Origin of the sequence: Pseudomonas sp. LPB4.O, assembly GCF_038383825.1 — a bacterium.
GTDB lineage: Bacteria > Pseudomonadota > Gammaproteobacteria > Pseudomonadales > Pseudomonadaceae > Aquipseudomonas > Aquipseudomonas putida.
Genome location: NZ_CP151298.1, coordinates 3,562,421 through 3,579,716, shown reverse-complemented (window position 1 = coordinate 3,579,716; position 17,296 = coordinate 3,562,421). Strand labels below are relative to the sequence as shown.

Here is a 17,296-nt window from a genome sequence, read left to right as displayed (position 1 = left end):
AACGCCTCTGTTTGCATGACATTCATCATGCGAGCAATATGCAGCAAATAAAAATTAATAAAAAAAATGCTTTGATAAGGAATGCTAACCATGTTGCCCGAGCTGAAGATCGCCCAATTGCGCTACTTCGTACTGGTCGCCGAACTCAAGAGCTTCCATGCCGCCGCCCGCCAGGCCTTTCGCACCCAGCCGGCGATATCCCTGGCCGTGCGTGAACTGGAGCAGAAGCTGGGCCAGGCATTGGTCGAGAAGGGCGGGGGACGGGTAGAGCTGACGCCCTTCGGCGAGCATTGCCTGCCGTTGTTTCGCGGTTTGATCGAGCACCACGACCGTATTGCCCGTGAGGCGACACTGCTCGCCCGGCATGAAATTGGCCAGGTCAGCATCGCCACCGTGCCTTCGGTGGCCAGCCGCATGCTGCCAGGCCCGCTGGCCCGCTTCGTGGCCGCGCACCCGAACGTGCAGGTCAGCATCCAGGATGGCACCGCCGAACGTGTGCAGCAGTTGCTGGCCCAAGGGCAGGTGGACTTCGGCATCAGCAGCCTGTGGATGGACGACGAACAGCTCGAATTCGCCCCCATCGTGAACGATCAGGTGGGCGTGGTGTGCCGCAGCGACCACCCATTGGCGCAGGCGGGTGATCCCCTGCACTGGGCGCAGTTGCAGGGCGTGCCGATGATCCGCAACGGCACCTCGCAACTGCTGGCAGGCACCGAGGCCGAGGGGTTGCTGGCGCACAGCCGGCTGTTCATCTCCAATATGATTTCGTTGATTGCCATGCTGGAGGAGGGGGCGGGGATCAGCACCCTGCCGTACCTCGCTTTTCCGCAGGAAAACGACAAGCTGGCGTTCGTACCGCTTGTAGAGCCCATGGTAGAGCGGCATATCGGCATGCTCACCCGCAAGGGGCGCAGCTTGTCACCCGCGGCGGGGGCGTTGATGGCATTTTTGCAGGTGCAGTTGGCACAAACCGGCTGAGCCGTTGGCGCATGGTCCCTTGATTTTTGGTCTGAACAGGGAGGGAATTAAAAGTTGGCATGGAAATCTCATGTACAGCGCCTGGCATAGGATCTTCGTAACCTTGCGCTCACCTCCATGGACAAAAACAAAAGGGGGCTTACATGAGTTGTCTGATTTGCGCGGGACAGGCGCAATCCGTCGAATGCACCCAGGGATGGGAAGAGCGGCATTGTTCCCAGTGTGGATGTTACCGAATGTCACAAGCACTCATCCTGGTGATGATGGAAGAGGGGCAGATTTTCGATACTGCACGCATGCGGGAATGGCTGACGGCTCGGCGTGCGTTGGTGCCTGTTCCTTCCATCGACCATACCCAGGCGATATTGGCGAGTTGAAGCGCCGCTGCGGCGGGTATGGTGTACCTGGCTTGGTGGACTGCGGCATCATGGCGTGCCCAGCCATCCATGCATCCAGGAGACAACAATGATCAAGACTGGCGATCAATTGCCCGACGTTACACTGTACGCGTACAACAACGACGAAGGCGCCTGCGCAATCGGCCCGAATGCTTTTTCCATTCGCGCGCGCTGCGAGCAGAAAACAGTAGTGATTTTCGGTTTGCCTGGCGCGTTCACGCCTACCTGCTCCGAACGCCACGTCCCGGGGTATGTCGCTGAGGCACCCGCGTTGTTTGCCGCTGGGGTTGATGAAATTCTCTGCGTTTCGGTGAACGATGCCTTTGTCATGAATGCCTGGGGCAACAGCCTGCAGGTGGGCGAAGCGGTGAGGATGATCGGCGATGGTAACGGCGAATTCAGCGACGCACTGGGCCTGATCCAGGACCTGTCGGCGCGTGGATTGGGGTGCCGTTCGCTGCGTTACGCCATGGTGGTCGACAACCTGGTTGTCAAACACATTGCTGTCGAAGCGCCTGGCAAGTTCGAGGTCAGTGATGCGGCGAGCGTGCTGGCCACGTTGCGTCACGTTTAGCCGCCAGGCCCTTCAGTCAGGGCCTGTCAGGGTCGCCAAAGCCTATTTCAAACCGACCCGATAACAACAAGGGAAAAGACGGTTGAAACTGCATCAACTCAAGGCGCTGGTCGCCATCCACAACGCAGGCAGCATCCTTGAAGCTTCCAAGCTCATGCACATTACCCAGCCTGCGCTGAGCCGTTCGATCAAGGAACTGGAGCGGGAAGTCGGCTTCAGCCTGTTGCAGCGGTCGCACAAAGGCATGGCCCTTACCGAGGAAGGCAAGCGCGTCATCCGCCACGCCAACCTCGTGGTGGAGAGCATCCGTCGCCTGCAGATCGAAGCCGCGAGCATTCAGGATGCCGCGCTGGGCGCGGTGTCGATCGGGGTGACATCGCTGACGGCGATGCTCGATGGTGTCGATGAGAGCATCTTGGCCTTCCGGCGCAAGTACCCGCGGGTGAAGATCACCATCACCGACTTGCGCCCCAGCCAGATCCTGCAACGCCTGCGCGACGGCAGCCTGGACTTTGCCATTACCTCGCAGCAACCGCTGAGCCGGCTGAGCCTGGACTGGGAGGCGCTGGGCAGTATCAAGGGCAGGGTGATTTGCCACGCGTCCAACGCACAAAAGTTTTCCAAGTCACTGCGCACCTTGCAGTATGGCCACTGGATCAGCCTGGATGAGCTGTCGGACCAGGCTTCGCAGTTTCACCAGCTGTTCGAGGTCAATGGCCTCCAGGTCCCGCAGAACACCGTTGAATGCACCTCGGTGATGATGGCGCTCAAACTGCTGAAAAACACCGAATCGTTGATGACTATCAGTGAGCTGGCGGTGGACCAGGGGTTCACTTTGGGCGTGCATGGCGAGTACGTGGCCATGGCGGTGCAGGAGCTGATCCCGGACTACCCTATCAACCTGGTCTGTATCGACCGCCACAGCCTCACAGCGCCTGCCCAGGAGCTGTTTCACAGCTTGCGCGGGCAGGTGCTCAGGCAAACCCGCCCCGTGGCCTCAGAAGTGGTAGTACATGCCTAGCGAGACATTGCTGGGGTTGTCGCCAACCTGGTCCACCGGGGTGCCGGCGTAGGTGACGGACGACGCACGCTGGTTGGCGATCAGGCCGAGCCGTCCATAAATGGCCCAGCGCGGAGTGATGAAATGGTCATAGCCGATCATCACCCCTGCTGCGTCCTTGTCTCGGGCGGTGACCTGGCGCTGCATCACGGCCAGGCGTAGCACGTCCAGCTCGCCGACCGGCGCCATCACCCCAAAGGTGTACAGCGTGGTACTGGGCGTGCCGGCCTGGTCAACGTCCTGGCGTTGCCAGGTCAGGCTGGTGGCCAGCGGGCCGAAATCGTAGAACGCCGCCAGGCTCTTGTAGTAGTTGGCGGTCTGGCGTGAGACGCCGGCGTCGTCCCATGGGTCGCTGTAGTACAGGTTGTAGGAGGCCAGGAGCATTACCCGGTTGTTGCGGTATTGCAGCTTGGCACCGCCACCACGCACGGTGCGCCCCTGGCTGGCGGCATCGTCGAAGCCGAAGCTTAGCGCGGTGCCGATGCTGAAGCCGTTCAGGTTGGGGCTGGTGTAGGCCAGGGTGTGCTTGGCGCGCAGGTCCAGGTAATAGGCGCCCTTGCCGGCAGCAGGCAGGGCCAGGTAGGTGTAGGGCGAGCCGTAGGTGGCCAGAAACGGGTCGGCGTAGGTGGGCGTGCCCATGCTGTAGGTCTTGCCAAACTCAAGCTTGCCCAGGGTTCGCGAGCGCAGGGCGACCGTTGCCAGGCGCAGGGTACCGATGGTGTCCCAGGTCCCCTCCAGGGCTTTGCCATTGACGTTGAAACCCTCCTCGACGTCGAGCTCCAGCACGGTGTCGGGGTTCAGCCCTTTGCGGGCATACAGCCCGAGCTTGTTGGTCCATGCACCGCCGCCGGCCAGGCGAAAGCCCGAGTGGTGCTGCGAGTCGTGATAGCTGGCGAATGCATCCACGGTGCCGTAGACCTTGAGCTTGTCATCAAAACCGTAATCCACCCCGTAATAACCAAAACCTGGCGCAATCCGGCTGAGCGTCGGAAAGCCCTCGGCCTGTGCCTGCACGGCAAGGCATGCCCCTTGGATCATCAACAGCAACGACGTAGTGCGAGTGTTCATTCACGACTCCAGGCCAGCACAGTGATGTGGTGGCTGTAGCGTCGGTGAACAGCAGGTAGCAGCGTGATTGCTTATTCGGCTACGTCATGCCGTTTGGTTAATCAAGGCCGCGCGGGGCGTTACGGATGGCGAGAACGTCTAGGGTAGGCAGGCCTCGAACACGCTGCCCGGCCGCGCTTCTGGCCCGGTTGCGTGAGCACTATCGGGGCAGCGCGCACAGGCAAGGCAATCTGTGCGCCACCTTAGGGCAAATTGGTCAACGCCCGGGCCGGTCAATTAACCATTGGTTAGCCGCATGCCGAAACTGCAAGTGTGTTGGTTGCCCGATTGGCCGATATTCGCTGCATGCCGCGAATTGCCAACGGAGATAACAATGACCAGACCGCTACCCGCACCGACCCTCATGCAGACGGGCGCGCATTCAACTGCGCAGGCATCGTCCTCACGCAAGACCTTGATCGCCTGCTCACTGGGCAATGCGCTGGAAATGTACGATTTCACGATCTACAGCTTCTTCGCTGTGCTGATCGGCAAGCATTTCTTCCCCTCCGAGTCGGCGATGGCTTCGTTATTGATGTCGTTGGCCACCTTCGGCGTCGGTTTCCTGATGCGCCCGGTCGGGGCAATGGTCATCGGTCGCTATGCCGACCGGCGTGGGCGCAAGGCGGCATTGAGCCTGACCATTGGGCTGATGACCCTGGGTACTGCGCTGATCGCGTTTGCGCCCACCTATTCGCAGATCGGCATTTTTGCAACGGTGCTGCTGGTGGCTGGCCGGCTCATCCAAGGCATGTCGGCAGGCGGAGAGGTGGGTACCGCGTCGGTGTTCCTGATGGAGTCCAGTGCGGTTGGCAAACGTTGCCAGAACGTCAGTTGGCAGGCCGCTAGCCAGGGATACGCTGCATTGCTGGGGGCCGGCTTTGGCTTTGCCCTCAGTCAGTTGCTCGAGCCTGCTGCCCTGGAAAGCTGGGGATGGCGGATACCCTTCATCTTCGGCCTGCTGATCGGCCCGGTCGGTTGGTACATTCGCACGCGCTTGCCAGAAACCCATGAGGCCGCCCCGGCGCACAAGGCCGAACAGGCGCTGGACGCTGAACTGCTCAAACGTATCGCCCAAGGCATCGGCCTGATGGCCAGCTCGACCATCGGCATGTACCTGTTCGTGTTCTACATGCCCACCTACCTGACCACGGCCTTGCATTACCCGCCAGGCAGCGCGATGGCAATTGCCTGTATCAGCAGCGGCTGCATGGCGGTCATCTGCCCGTTGGCCGGCAAGTTTGCTGACAAGTACCAGCTCAGGAAGCGCCTGCTGGGGTGGACGGTTGCCATGCCGGTGGTGCTGACCCTGCCGGTGTTCTACCTGCTTGGGCAGGTGCAGCACATGGGCCTGGCCATGATGTGCGTGGCGGTGCTGATACTGCCTACCTGCATCGGTGCCGGCGCGTTCTTTGCGCTGATGATGGAGGGCTTCCCGAAAGAGAGGCGCTCCTTCGGCACCTCGGTCAGCTACAGCCTGGGGGTAACAATCTTCGGCGGGTTTTCGCCGCTGATGGCGACCTGGCTGATTGCGGCGCTCGGCACCCCGTTGGCGCCGGCGTACTTCCTGCTGGCCGGGGGTGTTGTCAGCCTGGCCTGCCTCAAATACTTCCCCGAAAACAAAGGATGCGAGTGACATGGGCACTTTGAACATGACTACTTTCCCGAGCAACCAATCTCAGGCCCCGGCGGCTGAACTGGATGAGTTCGTCGTGATTCGCCGGCAGATTCATGCCGCGCCGGAGCTTGGCGGCGACACGCCTGACACGGCGGCCCTGGTGGCCGACAAGTTGCAGGCCTGGGGTTATGAAGTGCATCGCAACGTCGGCGGGCATGGCGTGGTCGGGGTGTTGCAAGCAGGCGACAGCCCGCGCAGCATCGGCCTGCGTGCAGACATGGACGCATTGCCCATGAGTGAGAAAAACCCCTTCGCGCATGCCAGCAAGATCCCCGGTCGCATGCATGCCTGTGGCCATGACGGGCACACCGCGATCCTGCTGGCAGCCGCTGCGCAACTGGCGGCCACGCGCAGCTTCAACGGCACGTTGAACGTGATCTTTCAGCCGGACGAAGAGGGCCTGGCCGGGGCCAAGGCGATGATCGACGACGGCCTGTTCGAGCGCTTCCCGTGTGACTCGGTGTACGCGCTGCACAACATGCCCGGCATGCCGGTAGGTACCTGCGTGGTGCAGGCCGGGCCAACCATGGCGTCCTCCGAGCGGGTCAGCATTCGTATCACCGGCAAAGGTGGGCACGGGGCGATGCCGGAACTGTCGGTGGACCCGGTGATGGCGTTGAACAGCCTGATCAGCGGTATCCAGACCATCAAGTCGCGCAACCTGAGCGTCGAGGAATATGCGGTTATCAGCATCGGCATGATCCAGGCCGGTACCGTCTACAACATCATTCCTGACGAGGCCAGCATGCTGCTCAGCGTGCGCACAGACACGGCCGAGACCCAGCACAAGATCAACAGCCGCATTGACGCCCTGGCCAAGGGGCATGCCGAAAGCTTTGGTGTGGAGATCGACGTTCAATACACTCAACTGGCGCCCGCGTTATGCAACAGCGATCACGAAAGCGCGTTGCTGCGTGAAAGCCTGAGGCCCTTGTTCGCCCACGGCGCGTTACTGGACAAGATGCCGAAGAAGGTCATGGGCACCGAGGACTTTGCCTACATGTTGCAGGCGCGGCCTGGCTGTTACTTCATGCTGGGGAATGGTACAGGCGAGTTCCATGGGTGCTCGGTGCACAACCCTCACTACGACTTCAACGACGCGTTGGTGAAGATAGGCGCCGATTGTTGGGTGAAGTGGGTGCAGGACTACCTGCGTTGACGTTCGTGCATGGCAGGCCGGCAGCTTTGGCCCCTTGGCCCCGGGGCCATTGACTCTCCCTCCAGGGGCAGGCTTTACCCTGAAGGCTTCTTGTTCAGGATGAAGTGACGATGCGCAAGCGTGTGCTGGTGGTGCTGGGGCACCCGTCGGGGGAGAGTTTCTGTGGCGCGCTGACGGAGGTTATGTCGGGTTGCAGCAGATATACGCCGGGCCAGGTCTGGAACTGACAAACCATGGGGCATGAAATGGCCGCCTCTCGACAGGTGTCCGCTTCACGCCCTGATGAGGCTAGCCACTGCTGGCGATGTCGACTCAGATCCAGACGTCATTCAGCGCTGTTCGCTCCCCGCCTTCATGACCGGTGTTCAACACGCCTTGCGGCTCAATCATCATAAGTGTTGTTTCCGTCTGTGCCGCTGTTCTGTGCTCTACACCACGTGGTAGTCGTTCATTTCGGCGACAACCCTTGGGCTCCATTGCTGCTCGATCAGAGAAGCTTTTTGAGTCAGGTTCACAGGCTGTGATGCCAATTGCTGCTGCTTGCTGGACATAGCTGATCCTCTCTTGATTGGAGTGACCAGCCTATCGAACGGAACGCGCACTGGCCGGCAATCCTGCCCCGCACGATCAATGTGGTCGTCATCATGACGATGACCCTGATCATCGGCTTCGCATCTGGACCATGTTTCACTATGGCATCGCAGGGTGGGCGATGTTGCCCTGCTGGGAATGGCCCTACGAGCCCGACGGGGCCGGCTGGATGGGGGGTTGGACGTTGTTTTTCTGGGCCTTCTGGCTGGCCTGGGGGCCATTCGTCGGCGTGTTCCTGGCGCGAGAACACGTTGCTGGGTGCCAGCTTGGGCTTCATGCTATCGCCGCAGTTCGGCGGGTTGATTGCCTATTCGGACACTGTCTCCGAGCGCACAGGTTCACCGGATGTGAACACCTGGACCTTGCGATTGCAGTATGTGTGGTGAAGACTTCAATCAGCGTAGGACTTTTGCAGACGCTACCCCCCATGGACTGGAGAAAAGACATGCCGGCTTGCCCCATACCGACTGACGAAACGCTGCGCCAGCGTACCCTCGATGAGATGAATGTGCTGGATACACCGGCTGAGCATTACCTGGATACCCTGGTGCGCCTCACTCAAGAAGTGGCGCACGTGGATACTGTACTGATCAGCCTGATTGATCACGATCGGCAATGGTTCAAGGCCAGGATTGGTCTAGATGTATACGAGACTCCGCGCAATGTGTCCTTCTGCGGCTACGCCATTTTGGGTGACGACACCCTGCTGGTGGCTGACGCCGAGTACGATGCGCGATTTGCCGATAATCCGCTGGTCATTGGCGCACCCTTCATCCGCTTCTACGCCGGTCACCCCTTGCGCGCCGGGAACGGCAAAGCAATCGGAACGTTATGCATGTTCGACCCTCGCCCACGCCTGCTAAGTGAAGCCCAACAGGCCAACTTTAGAGACTTGGCCACGCTCGCAGAGGGTTATCTACAACTGCGCAGCTTGATACAGGCCAACCACGACTTACGGCTTGAAATGGACCGTGAGCAACGCAAGGCTTTGCTTGATCCGCTTACACAGCTATGGAACCGCGGCGCGGTGGCGGCCTTCCAGGATCGTGAACGCCGTTTGGCAAAGGAGAAAGGTCTGAAACTGGGTGCTCTGTATGCGGACCTTGACCACTTCAAGTCGGTAAACGACAAGTACGGTCATGCTGACGGTGACCAGGTGCTCTGCGAGTGTGCGCGTCGTTTGCGAGCTGCCCTTCGCCCGGACGATTTGCTGGTACGCCAGGGCGGTGAGGAATTCGTCGCATTGCTACGGGTAAAGGACGCTGACGAGCTGGTGCGGATCGCGGAACGCGTGCGCCTGTTCGTTGGCAGCAGACCGATGCAACTCTCCAGCGGTCCGCTGAGGGTGAGCCTCAGCCTAGGATCTACTTTAGTCGCCGATAGCGAGCAGATCGATGATGCACTGCGGCGCGCCGACACCGCACTTTACGCAGCCAAACAGGGAGGGCGAGACCAGGTTGTCTATCTCCCGCCGATCCTGTAAGAGCCTAAGCTTGGCCATGACGGTCACACAAGCGCATCAGTGGCTCGCTTCGATCATTCCTCCGGTGGTTCGGCTGATGGATTGTTTGACAACCAGCAGCCACCGCAATGCCTACCAGTTCTGCCCATGGGGCTCTGGCCCCGTCAGCGATGGAAACAGTGGCAGCACTTCTTCTGCCAGCTCCTGGATGATCTCCTGCGCCGGGCGCTGGGCCATCTGCATGCCCAGTGCAGCATGATTGACCCCGGCCTCGCGCCACTCATGCAGCAGCTCGAACAGCCCGTTGCGGCCTGTGCGCAACACATAGTAGCCTGAAGGCAGCCGCCGAGCGTATGGGGGTTACCCTAGGCGCAATCAGTCAACAGATTCGTCTGCTGGAAGATCGCCTCGGCGTTATCCTGCTGACCCGGAGCCGTTATGGGGTGCAGCTCACCGAGGCTGGCGCGAGCCTTTATCCAGGGCTTTCACGCGGGTTTGGCCAGATCGAAAGCGCCTTGCTGGACCTTGAAGTGCTGACGCGCGCTAAAACCCTGACGATCAGTACTCAACCCTCGTTCGCGTTCGGTTGGCTTGTGCCATGCTTGGCGGATTTTAATGCGCAGCACCCGGAGATCGACGTGCGTGTGCAGTCCACGGCCGAGCTGGTCGACCTGCATCGTGATCCTGTCGATATTGCCCTGCGCCATGGCCTGGGCGATTACCCTGGGCTGGAGTCGATACCGCTACTGGCGCCTGTGCTGCTGCCGGTAGCCAGCCCTGGCCTGCTTGCCGGCGGGCTGGCGCTGGATGAGCCGCAGGACTGCCTGCGTTACCCGCTGCTGCAGGATGCCGACCGTGCGGACTGGAGGTTGTGGTTGCAGGCGCATGGTGTCGAGCCCGATCAGCGGAGCCGCCGCGGGCCGAGTTTTGACGAAGACCTGCTGTTGTTACGCGCGGCGGCCAGTGGCCAGGGCATTGCGCTTGTACAGGCGCAGCACGCGGAAGAAGACCTGCGAAGCGGCAGATTGGTGGTAGCGATAGACCGGCCGTGGCCTTCGCGCTTTGCCTATTACCTGGTTACCCGCCAGGAGAACCTGGGCCGAGCGCACGTGCGGGCATTCATCGGCTGGATTCAAGCGCAGCTTGCATCCGAGAGCGACCTTCAGCCACACGACCCATCCAGTTCCATCCTGGACAAGTCCAGTTGTGGCTGACTGATCTTCAGCGCGAGGATGTGCTGGTTGGCGATGCGCACAAGCAGCGCCAACCCTTCGACCGTTTCGTCTGAATTCAGTCTGGAGTCTGCTCGGCTGCGGTCTCGGCAACGGGGGCCGCAGCACGTGCTTTCGACTTGGCACGATTGCGTCGGTCCTGGCCGCGATGGCGAGCAGCTTGCTGCTTCGCATGGATCGCCTGAGTGGCGGTCACAATGCCGGCGACCTGGCCGTTCAAGTCCAGGCGCGGGGCGTTCTCGACCATGCTTGCCCAGTAACGGGTGCCCCGGCACCAGGTGGAAATACCCAGCTTGAGCTGTTCACTGGTGATGCCAAGCAGCTCCAGGTGTTGCTCGGCATCTTTGAAGATGCCTTCTTTGAGCGGAACCTTGGGGGCCGGATTGACAGGGAAGGCCAGTGGAAAATGCTTTTGCAATGGCCAGATCGCCGCTACCGCCGGGTCCTGCTCACGAGGCTTCGCCTGGGGCGCAGACTTGCGCTTGGGGGGCTTCGGGCTTTCGGCCTTTTCCTGCACTTTCTCCGCCCGCAGGCGGTCACGTAGCTCAGCTAGTTGTTCAAAACCCATTGTTCAATTCACTGCTTCGAAGTTGATTGCGAGGCACAAGGATAAGCCATGCAGCGCTACAGATCAGCTTAAACAGATGAATTGCCCCTATTTTCCTAGACACGGCGTGTCTGTTTCCCCAGATCTTCGTCCTGCAGCACATCGGTATTTAGCGCGGCTCAGTATCAAGTCGCTGCATTTGGTATCGCTTATCCGAAAGGCGGCGAATAAATACAGCCACGCCAGCAAAGCCGCAGTCGTACGAGTACACAGGCCTTTCTGTGTCTGACTTGAGGTAAGCGATCATGGCTAATAATCAAGACAAGGGCGGCAATCAGGGCGATGCTGACACCGGTGCGGGCAGCAACACTGCGGGTACCGGGCAGCAAGGCGGTCAAGGCTCGGGCGGTGGCATGCCGAACCGGCAACAACCGGGTCATAACCAGCCAGGGCAGAAGCCCGAAGACAAGATGAACAAGGACTGGGACCGTTCCAGTGATACCGGTAGCAAAGGCGGCCGGCCTGAAGACAATGTAACCGACCAGCAGAACCAGGCGGATAAAGACCGCATGGGCGGCCAGCAATCGCAACGCGATAACCCGCAGCGTGACCAAGACCGCTGATCGTCGCTAAAGAAAGCGCACCAGGGTGGGCTAGCCATCCTGGTGCAAGCGGGCCCTGCAGCCGCTTCAGATCGATCGCTGATTGACGCGGGCAGCTAGCTGCTCCGCGGTTTCCTTGCGCTCCGAATAGCGGTCCACCAGGTAATCCTGACGGTCGCGTAGCAGCACGGTGAACTTCACCAACTCCTCCATCACATCCACCACGCGGTCGTAGTACGGCGAGGGTTTCATGCGGCCAGCCTCATCGAATTCCAGGTAGGCCTTGGGTACGGAAGACTGGTTCGGCACAGTGAACATCCGCATCCAGCGGCCAAGCACCCGCAGCTGGTTGACGACGTTGAACGACTGCGAGCCACCACACACCTGCATCACCGCCAGGGTCTTGCCCTGGGTGGGGCGAACGGCGCCCATCGCCAGGGGCACCCAGTCGATCTGCGCCTTGAACACTGCAGACATCGCCCCATGGCGCTCCGGCGAGCACCAGACCTGGCCCTCCGACCATTGCACCAGCTCGCGCAATTCCTGCACCTTGGGGTGTTCGACTGGCGCATCGTCAGGCAGCGGCAGGCCAGAAGGGTCGAAGGTTCTGGTCTCGGCGCCGAAGTGCTCCAGCAGGCGCGCAGCTTCCACTACCAGCAAGCGGCTGAAAGAGCGTTCGCGGGTAGACCCATACAGCAGCAGGATGCGTGGTTTGTGCTCGCTGGCAACGGTTGCCGTTGGGGGCAGATCGAACAACGCGAGGTCGAGGTTGGGGAGATGATCGGACATTTTTTACTCCTGCTTATTGCGTGCCGATGCGATCCAGCGCGTGCTTGAGCTGATCACGGTCGAGGATAGCGAATGGAAGGGCGAAGAAGGCTCGGCAGCGCGATTCGATGTGGGCCAGCGTGGCCTGGAAGGCCGCGTCGACTCGCGCCTCGTCACCCACCACATCAGACGGGTCTTCCAGCCCCCAGTGCGACTTCAGCGCGGGTCCGAAATACACCGAGCAGGCTTCGCCGGCGGCCCTGTCGCAGACGGTAATGACGATGTCTGGCGGGTTGCCCTCGAATGCGTCGTTGCCCTTGCTACTCAGGCCAGCAGTCGAAATACCGGCCTGCTCCAGCGTGCTCAGGCTACGGGGCAATACTTGCCCCTTGGGGAAGCTGCCTGAACTGATCGCTTCGAAACCTGCCGGGGCAAGGTGGTTGAACAGCGCTTCAGAAAGGATGCTGCGGCAGCTGTTGGCCGTGCACATGAACAGGACTCGCATGGAGGGCTCCTTTGCTTCGTGGCGGACGTCAGGGGCGCCGGCGCAGTGCCAGGGCCGAAAGGGTGATCAACAACAGGCGGCGTCGCGAACGGGGCGGTCGTCCATGCACTTGAGCCGAAGTGTGTTGTCGGCCAACCACTGCGAATTGGCCTGCAAGGTGACCTGCAGCATCTCGTGAACCCAGGCGGGCAGCGCCGGATTAAGGCGGTAATACACCCACTGGCCCTGGCGCCGGTCCAGCAACATGCCATTGCTGCGCAGCTGCGCCAGATGGCGGCTGATCTTCGGCTGGCTGTCGCCCAACGCGCACATCAGTTCGCACACACAAAGCTCTCCCAGGCTGGCGATGAGCAGGGTGGCGCGAGCGCGGGTTTCGTCAGCCAGGCATTTGAAGACATCGGGCGGAGTGATCATCGCGGCACCAATACATATGGAAAGCCGAATATACGTATTTCCATATATTGATGGTAACCCCCGCAATGCAGAAACTGGCCGCATCGGTTTCAGCCCTCATTCATCCGACCAGCCTTACGCGGCGGCCTTTTGCGTTCTTGTCGGCACCCGATTAGTCAAATATGATACTAAGTCTCATTTGCATCGTTCTTGTGGCCGCCAATGGCATCCGTCGATACCGCTCAGTTCACTGCCCTGTACGAACAGCAACACCGCTGGTTGCGCAGCTGGCTGTATCGGCAGTTGAGCTGCTCACACCGCGCTGCTGATTTGATGCAGGACACCTTCATGCGTCTGTTGGCCAGTGACGAGGTGATTGAAGTCCGCCAGCCTCGGCCTTTCCTGGCCAAGGTGGCACGCAGTGTCCTGTCCAACCACTACCGCCGCGCACGCCTGGAAAAAGCCTATCTGGATGCGCTCCAGGCGGAAGACGAAAGCGTCCTGCCGGACTTGGCGACCCAGTTGATCATCTTCGAGACGCTGGTCCGCCTCGACGAAGCACTGTGCAAACTGGACGTCGCCGTCAAAAAGGCGTTTCTCTGGTCACAACTGGACGGGCTCAGCCACGCAGAAATTGCCGAGCGGCTGGGGATTTCAATCGCTACCGTCAAACGCCATATCATCAAGGCGGGTGCGCAATGCATGCTGGTGACGGAATTGCTGCGATGACTAGCACCGGGAACGCCTTTATCCGAGAACTAACGCTATCGCCGAAAATGTGTGAGGAGGCAATGGAGTGGTGGCTCGATATGCAGGAGGCCGAGTTCGATTCATCTGCTCAGGCCGCTTTCATGGCATGGCGCCGTGAAAACCCCTTGCATGAGCTGGCCTGGGAAAAAGCCTTGGCGCTGGGGACGCAACTCGACGCATTACGCACCCGAGGCGATCCAGGCCTTGCCCGACAGGCCCTGTTGCTGCCTTCCCAGGAAGGGCTGAGCAGGCGTCAGACAATAAAGGGGCTGGCCTTGCTGCTGGCTGTGGGCACCGGCGCATGGTTGAGCCGAGACAGCGAATTGGTGTCGCGCATTGGTGCCGATTACACCACGGGGGTGGGCGAGCAGCGACGAGTTGCATTGGCCTCGGATCTGTCGTTGGAACTCAATACCCATAGTGCAATAAATGCTCGCGGCACTGACCGTGGTTGGCACCTTCGATTAATCAGCGGCGAGGCCTTGATTGACAATGCCTTGAGCCCGGCGCTGTTCATCGATACCGCTCAGGTTCGCACGCAAGCGTCCTCGGCGCGTTTCACGATACGTCAGTTCGACAATGGCTCAACCCAGTTGGCAGTTTATCGCGGCGCGCTTCAGGTGATCCCGACTCAAGCCAGCACCTGGACTGCCCTGCACGCCGGGCAGGTGGCGCGTTTCGGGCCGCTTGGGATGCTCGATCTGGGCGTCATGCAAGCATCCGCTCCCGCCTGGGCCGAAGGCATGATCGTCGCCAACGGCCAACCGCTTCAGGCGTTTCTCGACGAACTTGGGCGGTATCGTCATGGCTATCTTGGCTGCGACGCCGCCTTGGCCAATCTGCGAGTATGGGGCACCTACCCGTTGGCAGACAGTGATCGAATCATCGATGCCGTCGCCCAGACGCTGAAACTGGATGTACAGCGTTTCACTCGCCTGTGGGTCAACTTGCGCCCCTCGCCAGCTAACGTTTGAAGTTTTTTCATCCTTGATGAGCCGTTTTGATTTTTGGCGAGACTCATAGGCCATACATCAAAAAACATCGGGGAATTTCACATGCATCACCGCAGTATTTCGTCGTGCTCCGTAACCCCGCTTGCCAGCACCTTGGGTCGCGCTGCAGCGGTTCTGATTGCCACTTCATCGCCAGTGTGGGCAGCCGCCGATAGCACCGTGCAACACTACGAAATCCCCGCAGCGCCCCTGGGCACTGCGCTCAATCAACTGGGCCAGCAAGCCCATTTGTTGTTGTCGTTTCCCAATGACTTGATTGCGGGGCAAAACAGCCCCGGCTTGAATGGTGATTACACGATCGACGGTGCGTTACAGGCGCTGCTTGCGGGCAGCCAACTGATTGCGGTGCGCCAGCCGGATGGGCGATACACCCTCCAGCGAGCGCCGGCCTCTACCGCGCTGGAGCTCCAAAGCATTTCGATCTCGGGCAAGGCGCCCGGGTCGACGACAGAAGGTACCGGGCTCTACACCGCCTACTCATCCAGCAGTTCGACCCGCCTGAACCTGACCCCCAAGGAAACCCCGCAGTCGCTGACCGTCATGACCCGCCAGCGCCTGGATGACCAGCGCCTGACCAATCTCAGCGATACCCTCGATGCCACACCGGGCATCATTGTGTTACGCGACGGGCTGGGTGCGGAATCCGATGGTTACTTCTCGCGCGGCTTCGAGATTCAGAACTTTGAAATCGATGGTGTGCCCACCGTCAAGCGCATGGACAATTACACCCAGAGCATGGCCATGTATGACCGGGTGGAGGTGGTGCGCGGTGCTACCGGCCTGATCAGCGGCCTGGGCAGCCCTTCAGCGACGATCAACCTGATCCGCAAGCGTCCGACCTTCGAGGCTCAGGCCAGCGTCACCGCAGAAGCCGGTAACTGGGACCGCTACGGAACCGGCTTTGATGTATCTGGCCCGCTGACTGAAACCGGCAACGTACGCGGTCGCCTGGTCGCCGACTTCAAGACCGAGCAATCATGGGTCGACCGCTACAAGCAGGACTCGCAGCTGATCTACGGCATTACCGAGTTCGACCTGACTGAAGACACCTTGCTGACGATGGGCTTCAGTTACCAACGTACAGACGTTGACTCGCCCATGCGCTCCGGCCTGCCGACGCGCTTTACCGACGGGTCTCGCACCCACCTCAAACGCTCGCTCAATTCGGCTCAGACGTGGTCTTACAACGACCATGAACAAACCAGCTTTTTCACCTCGATCGAGCAGCAGTTCGCCAATGGCTGGAGCGGGAAGATCGAGCTGACCCACTCCGAAAACAAGTTTGACGAGGTCTTCAACTACGTCAACGGTAGCCTTAGCCCGGACGGAAGCGGCACCACGCAGTTGCCGGTGCGCTTCTCCGGGATCCCGCGCCAGAACAACATCGATGCCTACCTGACCGGCCCGTTCGGGCTGTTGGGGCGCGAACACGAGTTGATCGCCGGTGTGACCTTGTCCAACTACTACGAGAACGTGCCCAGCTACGGCGGCTGGAAATACGACTATTCCGGCTCGCCGGCTGGCGCGATCGACAACTTGCTGAACTGGAACGGCGGCTCGGTCAAACCGGAGTTCGACGTCACGGGCAAATCCACTGCCGACGAAACCCAATACGCCGCCTACCTCGCCACGCGACTGCACGTCACCGACGATCTCAGTGTCTTGCTGGGTAGCCGCGTGATCGACTGGCACCGTGACATCGAGGATAAGCCCTACAACGCAGAAAAAACCAAGACCAAGGAATCGGAAACCGGCGTCTACATTCCCTATGCCGGCGTGGTGTATGACGTCAACGACACGTGGTCGCTGTATGCCAGCTACACGAAAATCTTCAACCCTCAGTCGTCCTGGGTTCGCGACATCAACAACAAACCCCTGGATCCCATGGAAGGCACGGGTTATGAAGTCGGGGTCAAAGGCAGCCACTTTGACGGCAAGCTGAACTCCAGCGTCGCGCTGTTCAAGATCGAGCAGGACAACCTGGCCATCTGGATCGATACCCCAGGCGGCAACACGTACAAGTCAGAACAGGGCACCACCACCAAGGGCGCTGAGTTCACCCTGGACGGTGAACTGGCCGAAGGCTGGCAGGCATCCGCAGGTTATGCCTATGCGGTCAGCACCGACGCTGACGACCAGCGCATCGTTACCACCCTGCCTCGTCACAGTCTCAAGACGTTCACCAGCTACCGGCTGCCGGGAATTCTGAACAAGGTCACCCTCGGCGGCGGTGTGAACTGGCAGAGCAAAACCGGTGCCGACCTGCACACCTTCACTCAGGGCAGCTATGCCGTCACCAACCTCTTGGCGCGCTACGACTTCAACCAGCATCTGAGTGCGTCAGTCAACCTGAACAACGTGTTCGACCGCGAATACCTCAGCTATGCCGGCGACCACGGTATGTACGGTGCTCCAAGAAACATCATGACGGGCATCAAATACAACTTCTGAGGTACGTAGGCTCCAGGCTGAGGCCACG

Annotated in this window: 17 protein-coding genes and 3 pseudogenes; 13 read left to right on the top strand and 7 right to left on the bottom strand. The window is 60.3% G+C overall.

Going from position 1 to position 17,296, the window contains the following annotated elements:
- Positions 1-90: 90 nt before the first annotated feature.
- The 4 genes from MRBLPB4O_RS16170 (at position 91) to MRBLPB4O_RS16155 (ending at position 2,971) form a co-directional block, all read left to right on the top strand.
- Complete coding sequence (locus MRBLPB4O_RS16170) at positions 91-978, top strand: LysR substrate-binding domain-containing protein (protein ID WP_341795879.1); 888 nt, start codon at positions 91-93, stop codon at positions 976-978.
- A gap of 236 nt (positions 979-1,214) precedes the next feature.
- On the top strand, positions 1,215-1,355 hold the full coding sequence (locus MRBLPB4O_RS16165) for a hypothetical protein (RefSeq protein WP_174369350.1): 141 nt from the start codon (positions 1,215-1,217) through the stop codon (positions 1,353-1,355).
- A gap of 88 nt (positions 1,356-1,443) precedes the next feature.
- Positions 1,444-1,950, top strand: a complete 507-nt coding sequence (locus tag MRBLPB4O_RS16160) for a peroxiredoxin (protein ID WP_341795878.1) — start codon at positions 1,444-1,446, stop codon at positions 1,948-1,950.
- Between the two features lie 82 nt (positions 1,951-2,032).
- Positions 2,033-2,971 carry a LysR family transcriptional regulator gene (locus MRBLPB4O_RS16155; RefSeq protein ID WP_341795877.1) on the top strand — a complete coding sequence of 313 codons (939 nt, stop codon included), beginning with the start codon at positions 2,033-2,035 and terminating at the stop codon, positions 2,969-2,971.
- Here the strand turns inward: MRBLPB4O_RS16155 and MRBLPB4O_RS16150 are convergent.
- A complete protein-coding gene (locus MRBLPB4O_RS16150) occupies positions 2,948-4,078 on the bottom strand; it encodes a porin (protein WP_341795876.1) in 1,131 nt (376 codons plus the stop codon). The genes MRBLPB4O_RS16155 and MRBLPB4O_RS16150 overlap by 24 nt on opposite strands.
- A gap of 373 nt (positions 4,079-4,451) precedes the next feature.
- On the opposite strand from MRBLPB4O_RS16150, the gene MRBLPB4O_RS16145 reads away from it, so the two are divergent.
- Together MRBLPB4O_RS16145 and MRBLPB4O_RS16140 are read left to right on the top strand one after the other, a co-directional pair.
- Positions 4,452-5,753 (top strand): MFS transporter, encoded by a 1,302-nt coding sequence (locus tag MRBLPB4O_RS16145; protein ID WP_341795875.1) that lies wholly within the window; start codon positions 4,452-4,454, stop codon positions 5,751-5,753.
- Position 5,754: 1 nt separating this feature from the next.
- Positions 5,755-6,954 carry a M20 aminoacylase family protein gene (locus tag MRBLPB4O_RS16140; protein WP_341795874.1) on the top strand — a complete coding sequence of 400 codons (1,200 nt, stop codon included), beginning with the start codon at positions 5,755-5,757 and terminating at the stop codon, positions 6,952-6,954.
- Between the two features lie 312 nt (positions 6,955-7,266).
- Here MRBLPB4O_RS16140 and MRBLPB4O_RS16135 read toward each other — a convergent pair.
- Positions 7,267-7,505 (bottom strand): annotated as a pseudogene (locus MRBLPB4O_RS16135) (hypothetical protein).
- Positions 7,506-7,784: 279 nt separating this feature from the next.
- Here MRBLPB4O_RS16135 and MRBLPB4O_RS16130 point away from each other — a divergent pair.
- Positions 7,785-7,931 (top strand): annotated as a pseudogene (locus MRBLPB4O_RS16130) (transporter); the annotation flags it as partial.
- A gap of 59 nt (positions 7,932-7,990) precedes the next feature.
- On the top strand, positions 7,991-9,028 hold the full coding sequence (locus MRBLPB4O_RS16125) for a sensor domain-containing diguanylate cyclase (protein ID WP_341795873.1): 1,038 nt from the start codon (positions 7,991-7,993) through the stop codon (positions 9,026-9,028).
- A 111-nt stretch (positions 9,029-9,139) separates the two neighbouring features.
- Here the strand turns inward: MRBLPB4O_RS16125 and MRBLPB4O_RS16120 are convergent.
- Positions 9,140-9,340 (bottom strand): annotated as a pseudogene (locus tag MRBLPB4O_RS16120) (LLM class flavin-dependent oxidoreductase); the annotation flags it as partial.
- A 20-nt stretch (positions 9,341-9,360) separates the two neighbouring features.
- On the opposite strand from MRBLPB4O_RS16120, the gene MRBLPB4O_RS16115 reads away from it, so the two are divergent.
- The gene (locus MRBLPB4O_RS16115) at positions 9,361-10,221 is read left to right on the top strand and encodes a LysR substrate-binding domain-containing protein (RefSeq protein WP_341795872.1); all 861 of its coding nucleotides are present in this window, start codon (positions 9,361-9,363) and stop codon (positions 10,219-10,221) included.
- Between the two features lie 76 nt (positions 10,222-10,297).
- On the opposite strand, the gene MRBLPB4O_RS16110 is transcribed toward MRBLPB4O_RS16115, so the two are convergent.
- Entirely contained in the window at positions 10,298-10,807 is a 510-nt protein-coding gene (locus MRBLPB4O_RS16110; protein ID WP_341795871.1) for a ProQ/FinO family protein, read from the bottom strand.
- Positions 10,808-11,091: 284 nt separating this feature from the next.
- Between MRBLPB4O_RS16110 and MRBLPB4O_RS16105 the strand changes: the two genes are divergently transcribed.
- Positions 11,092-11,409 carry a hypothetical protein gene (locus tag MRBLPB4O_RS16105; RefSeq protein WP_341795870.1) on the top strand — a complete coding sequence of 106 codons (318 nt, stop codon included), beginning with the start codon at positions 11,092-11,094 and terminating at the stop codon, positions 11,407-11,409.
- Between the two features lie 66 nt (positions 11,410-11,475).
- Here MRBLPB4O_RS16105 and arsH read toward each other — a convergent pair whose 3' ends face one another.
- The 3 genes from arsH to MRBLPB4O_RS16090 all read right to left on the bottom strand — a co-directional run bounded on the left by arsH (position 11,476) and on the right by MRBLPB4O_RS16090 (position 13,075).
- The gene (gene arsH / locus MRBLPB4O_RS16100; RefSeq protein ID WP_341795869.1) at positions 11,476-12,177 is read right to left on the bottom strand and encodes an arsenical resistance protein ArsH; all 702 of its coding nucleotides are present in this window, start codon (positions 12,175-12,177) and stop codon (positions 11,476-11,478) included.
- 13 nt (positions 12,178-12,190) lie between these two features.
- Positions 12,191-12,661: an arsenate reductase ArsC gene (locus MRBLPB4O_RS16095; protein ID WP_341795868.1), complete on the bottom strand. Its 471-nt coding sequence runs from the start codon at positions 12,659-12,661 to the stop codon at positions 12,191-12,193.
- 66 nt (positions 12,662-12,727) lie between these two features.
- A complete protein-coding gene (locus tag MRBLPB4O_RS16090; RefSeq protein WP_049277060.1) occupies positions 12,728-13,075 on the bottom strand; it encodes a metalloregulator ArsR/SmtB family transcription factor in 348 nt (115 codons plus the stop codon).
- Positions 13,076-13,276: 201 nt separating this feature from the next.
- Between MRBLPB4O_RS16090 and MRBLPB4O_RS16085 the strand changes: the two genes are divergently transcribed.
- The 3 genes from MRBLPB4O_RS16085 to MRBLPB4O_RS16075 all read left to right on the top strand — a co-directional run bounded on the left by MRBLPB4O_RS16085 (position 13,277) and on the right by MRBLPB4O_RS16075 (position 17,268).
- On the top strand, positions 13,277-13,783 hold the full coding sequence (locus tag MRBLPB4O_RS16085; protein WP_049277058.1) for a sigma-70 family RNA polymerase sigma factor: 507 nt from the start codon (positions 13,277-13,279) through the stop codon (positions 13,781-13,783).
- On the top strand, positions 13,753-14,778 hold the full coding sequence (locus MRBLPB4O_RS16080) for a FecR domain-containing protein (RefSeq protein ID WP_341795867.1): 1,026 nt from the start codon (positions 13,753-13,755) through the stop codon (positions 14,776-14,778). The genes MRBLPB4O_RS16085 and MRBLPB4O_RS16080 overlap by 31 nt, the downstream gene beginning before the upstream one ends.
- 81 nt (positions 14,779-14,859) lie before the next feature.
- Entirely contained in the window at positions 14,860-17,268 is a 2,409-nt protein-coding gene (locus MRBLPB4O_RS16075) for a TonB-dependent siderophore receptor (RefSeq protein ID WP_341795866.1), read from the top strand.
- Positions 17,269-17,296 lie beyond the last annotated feature (28 nt).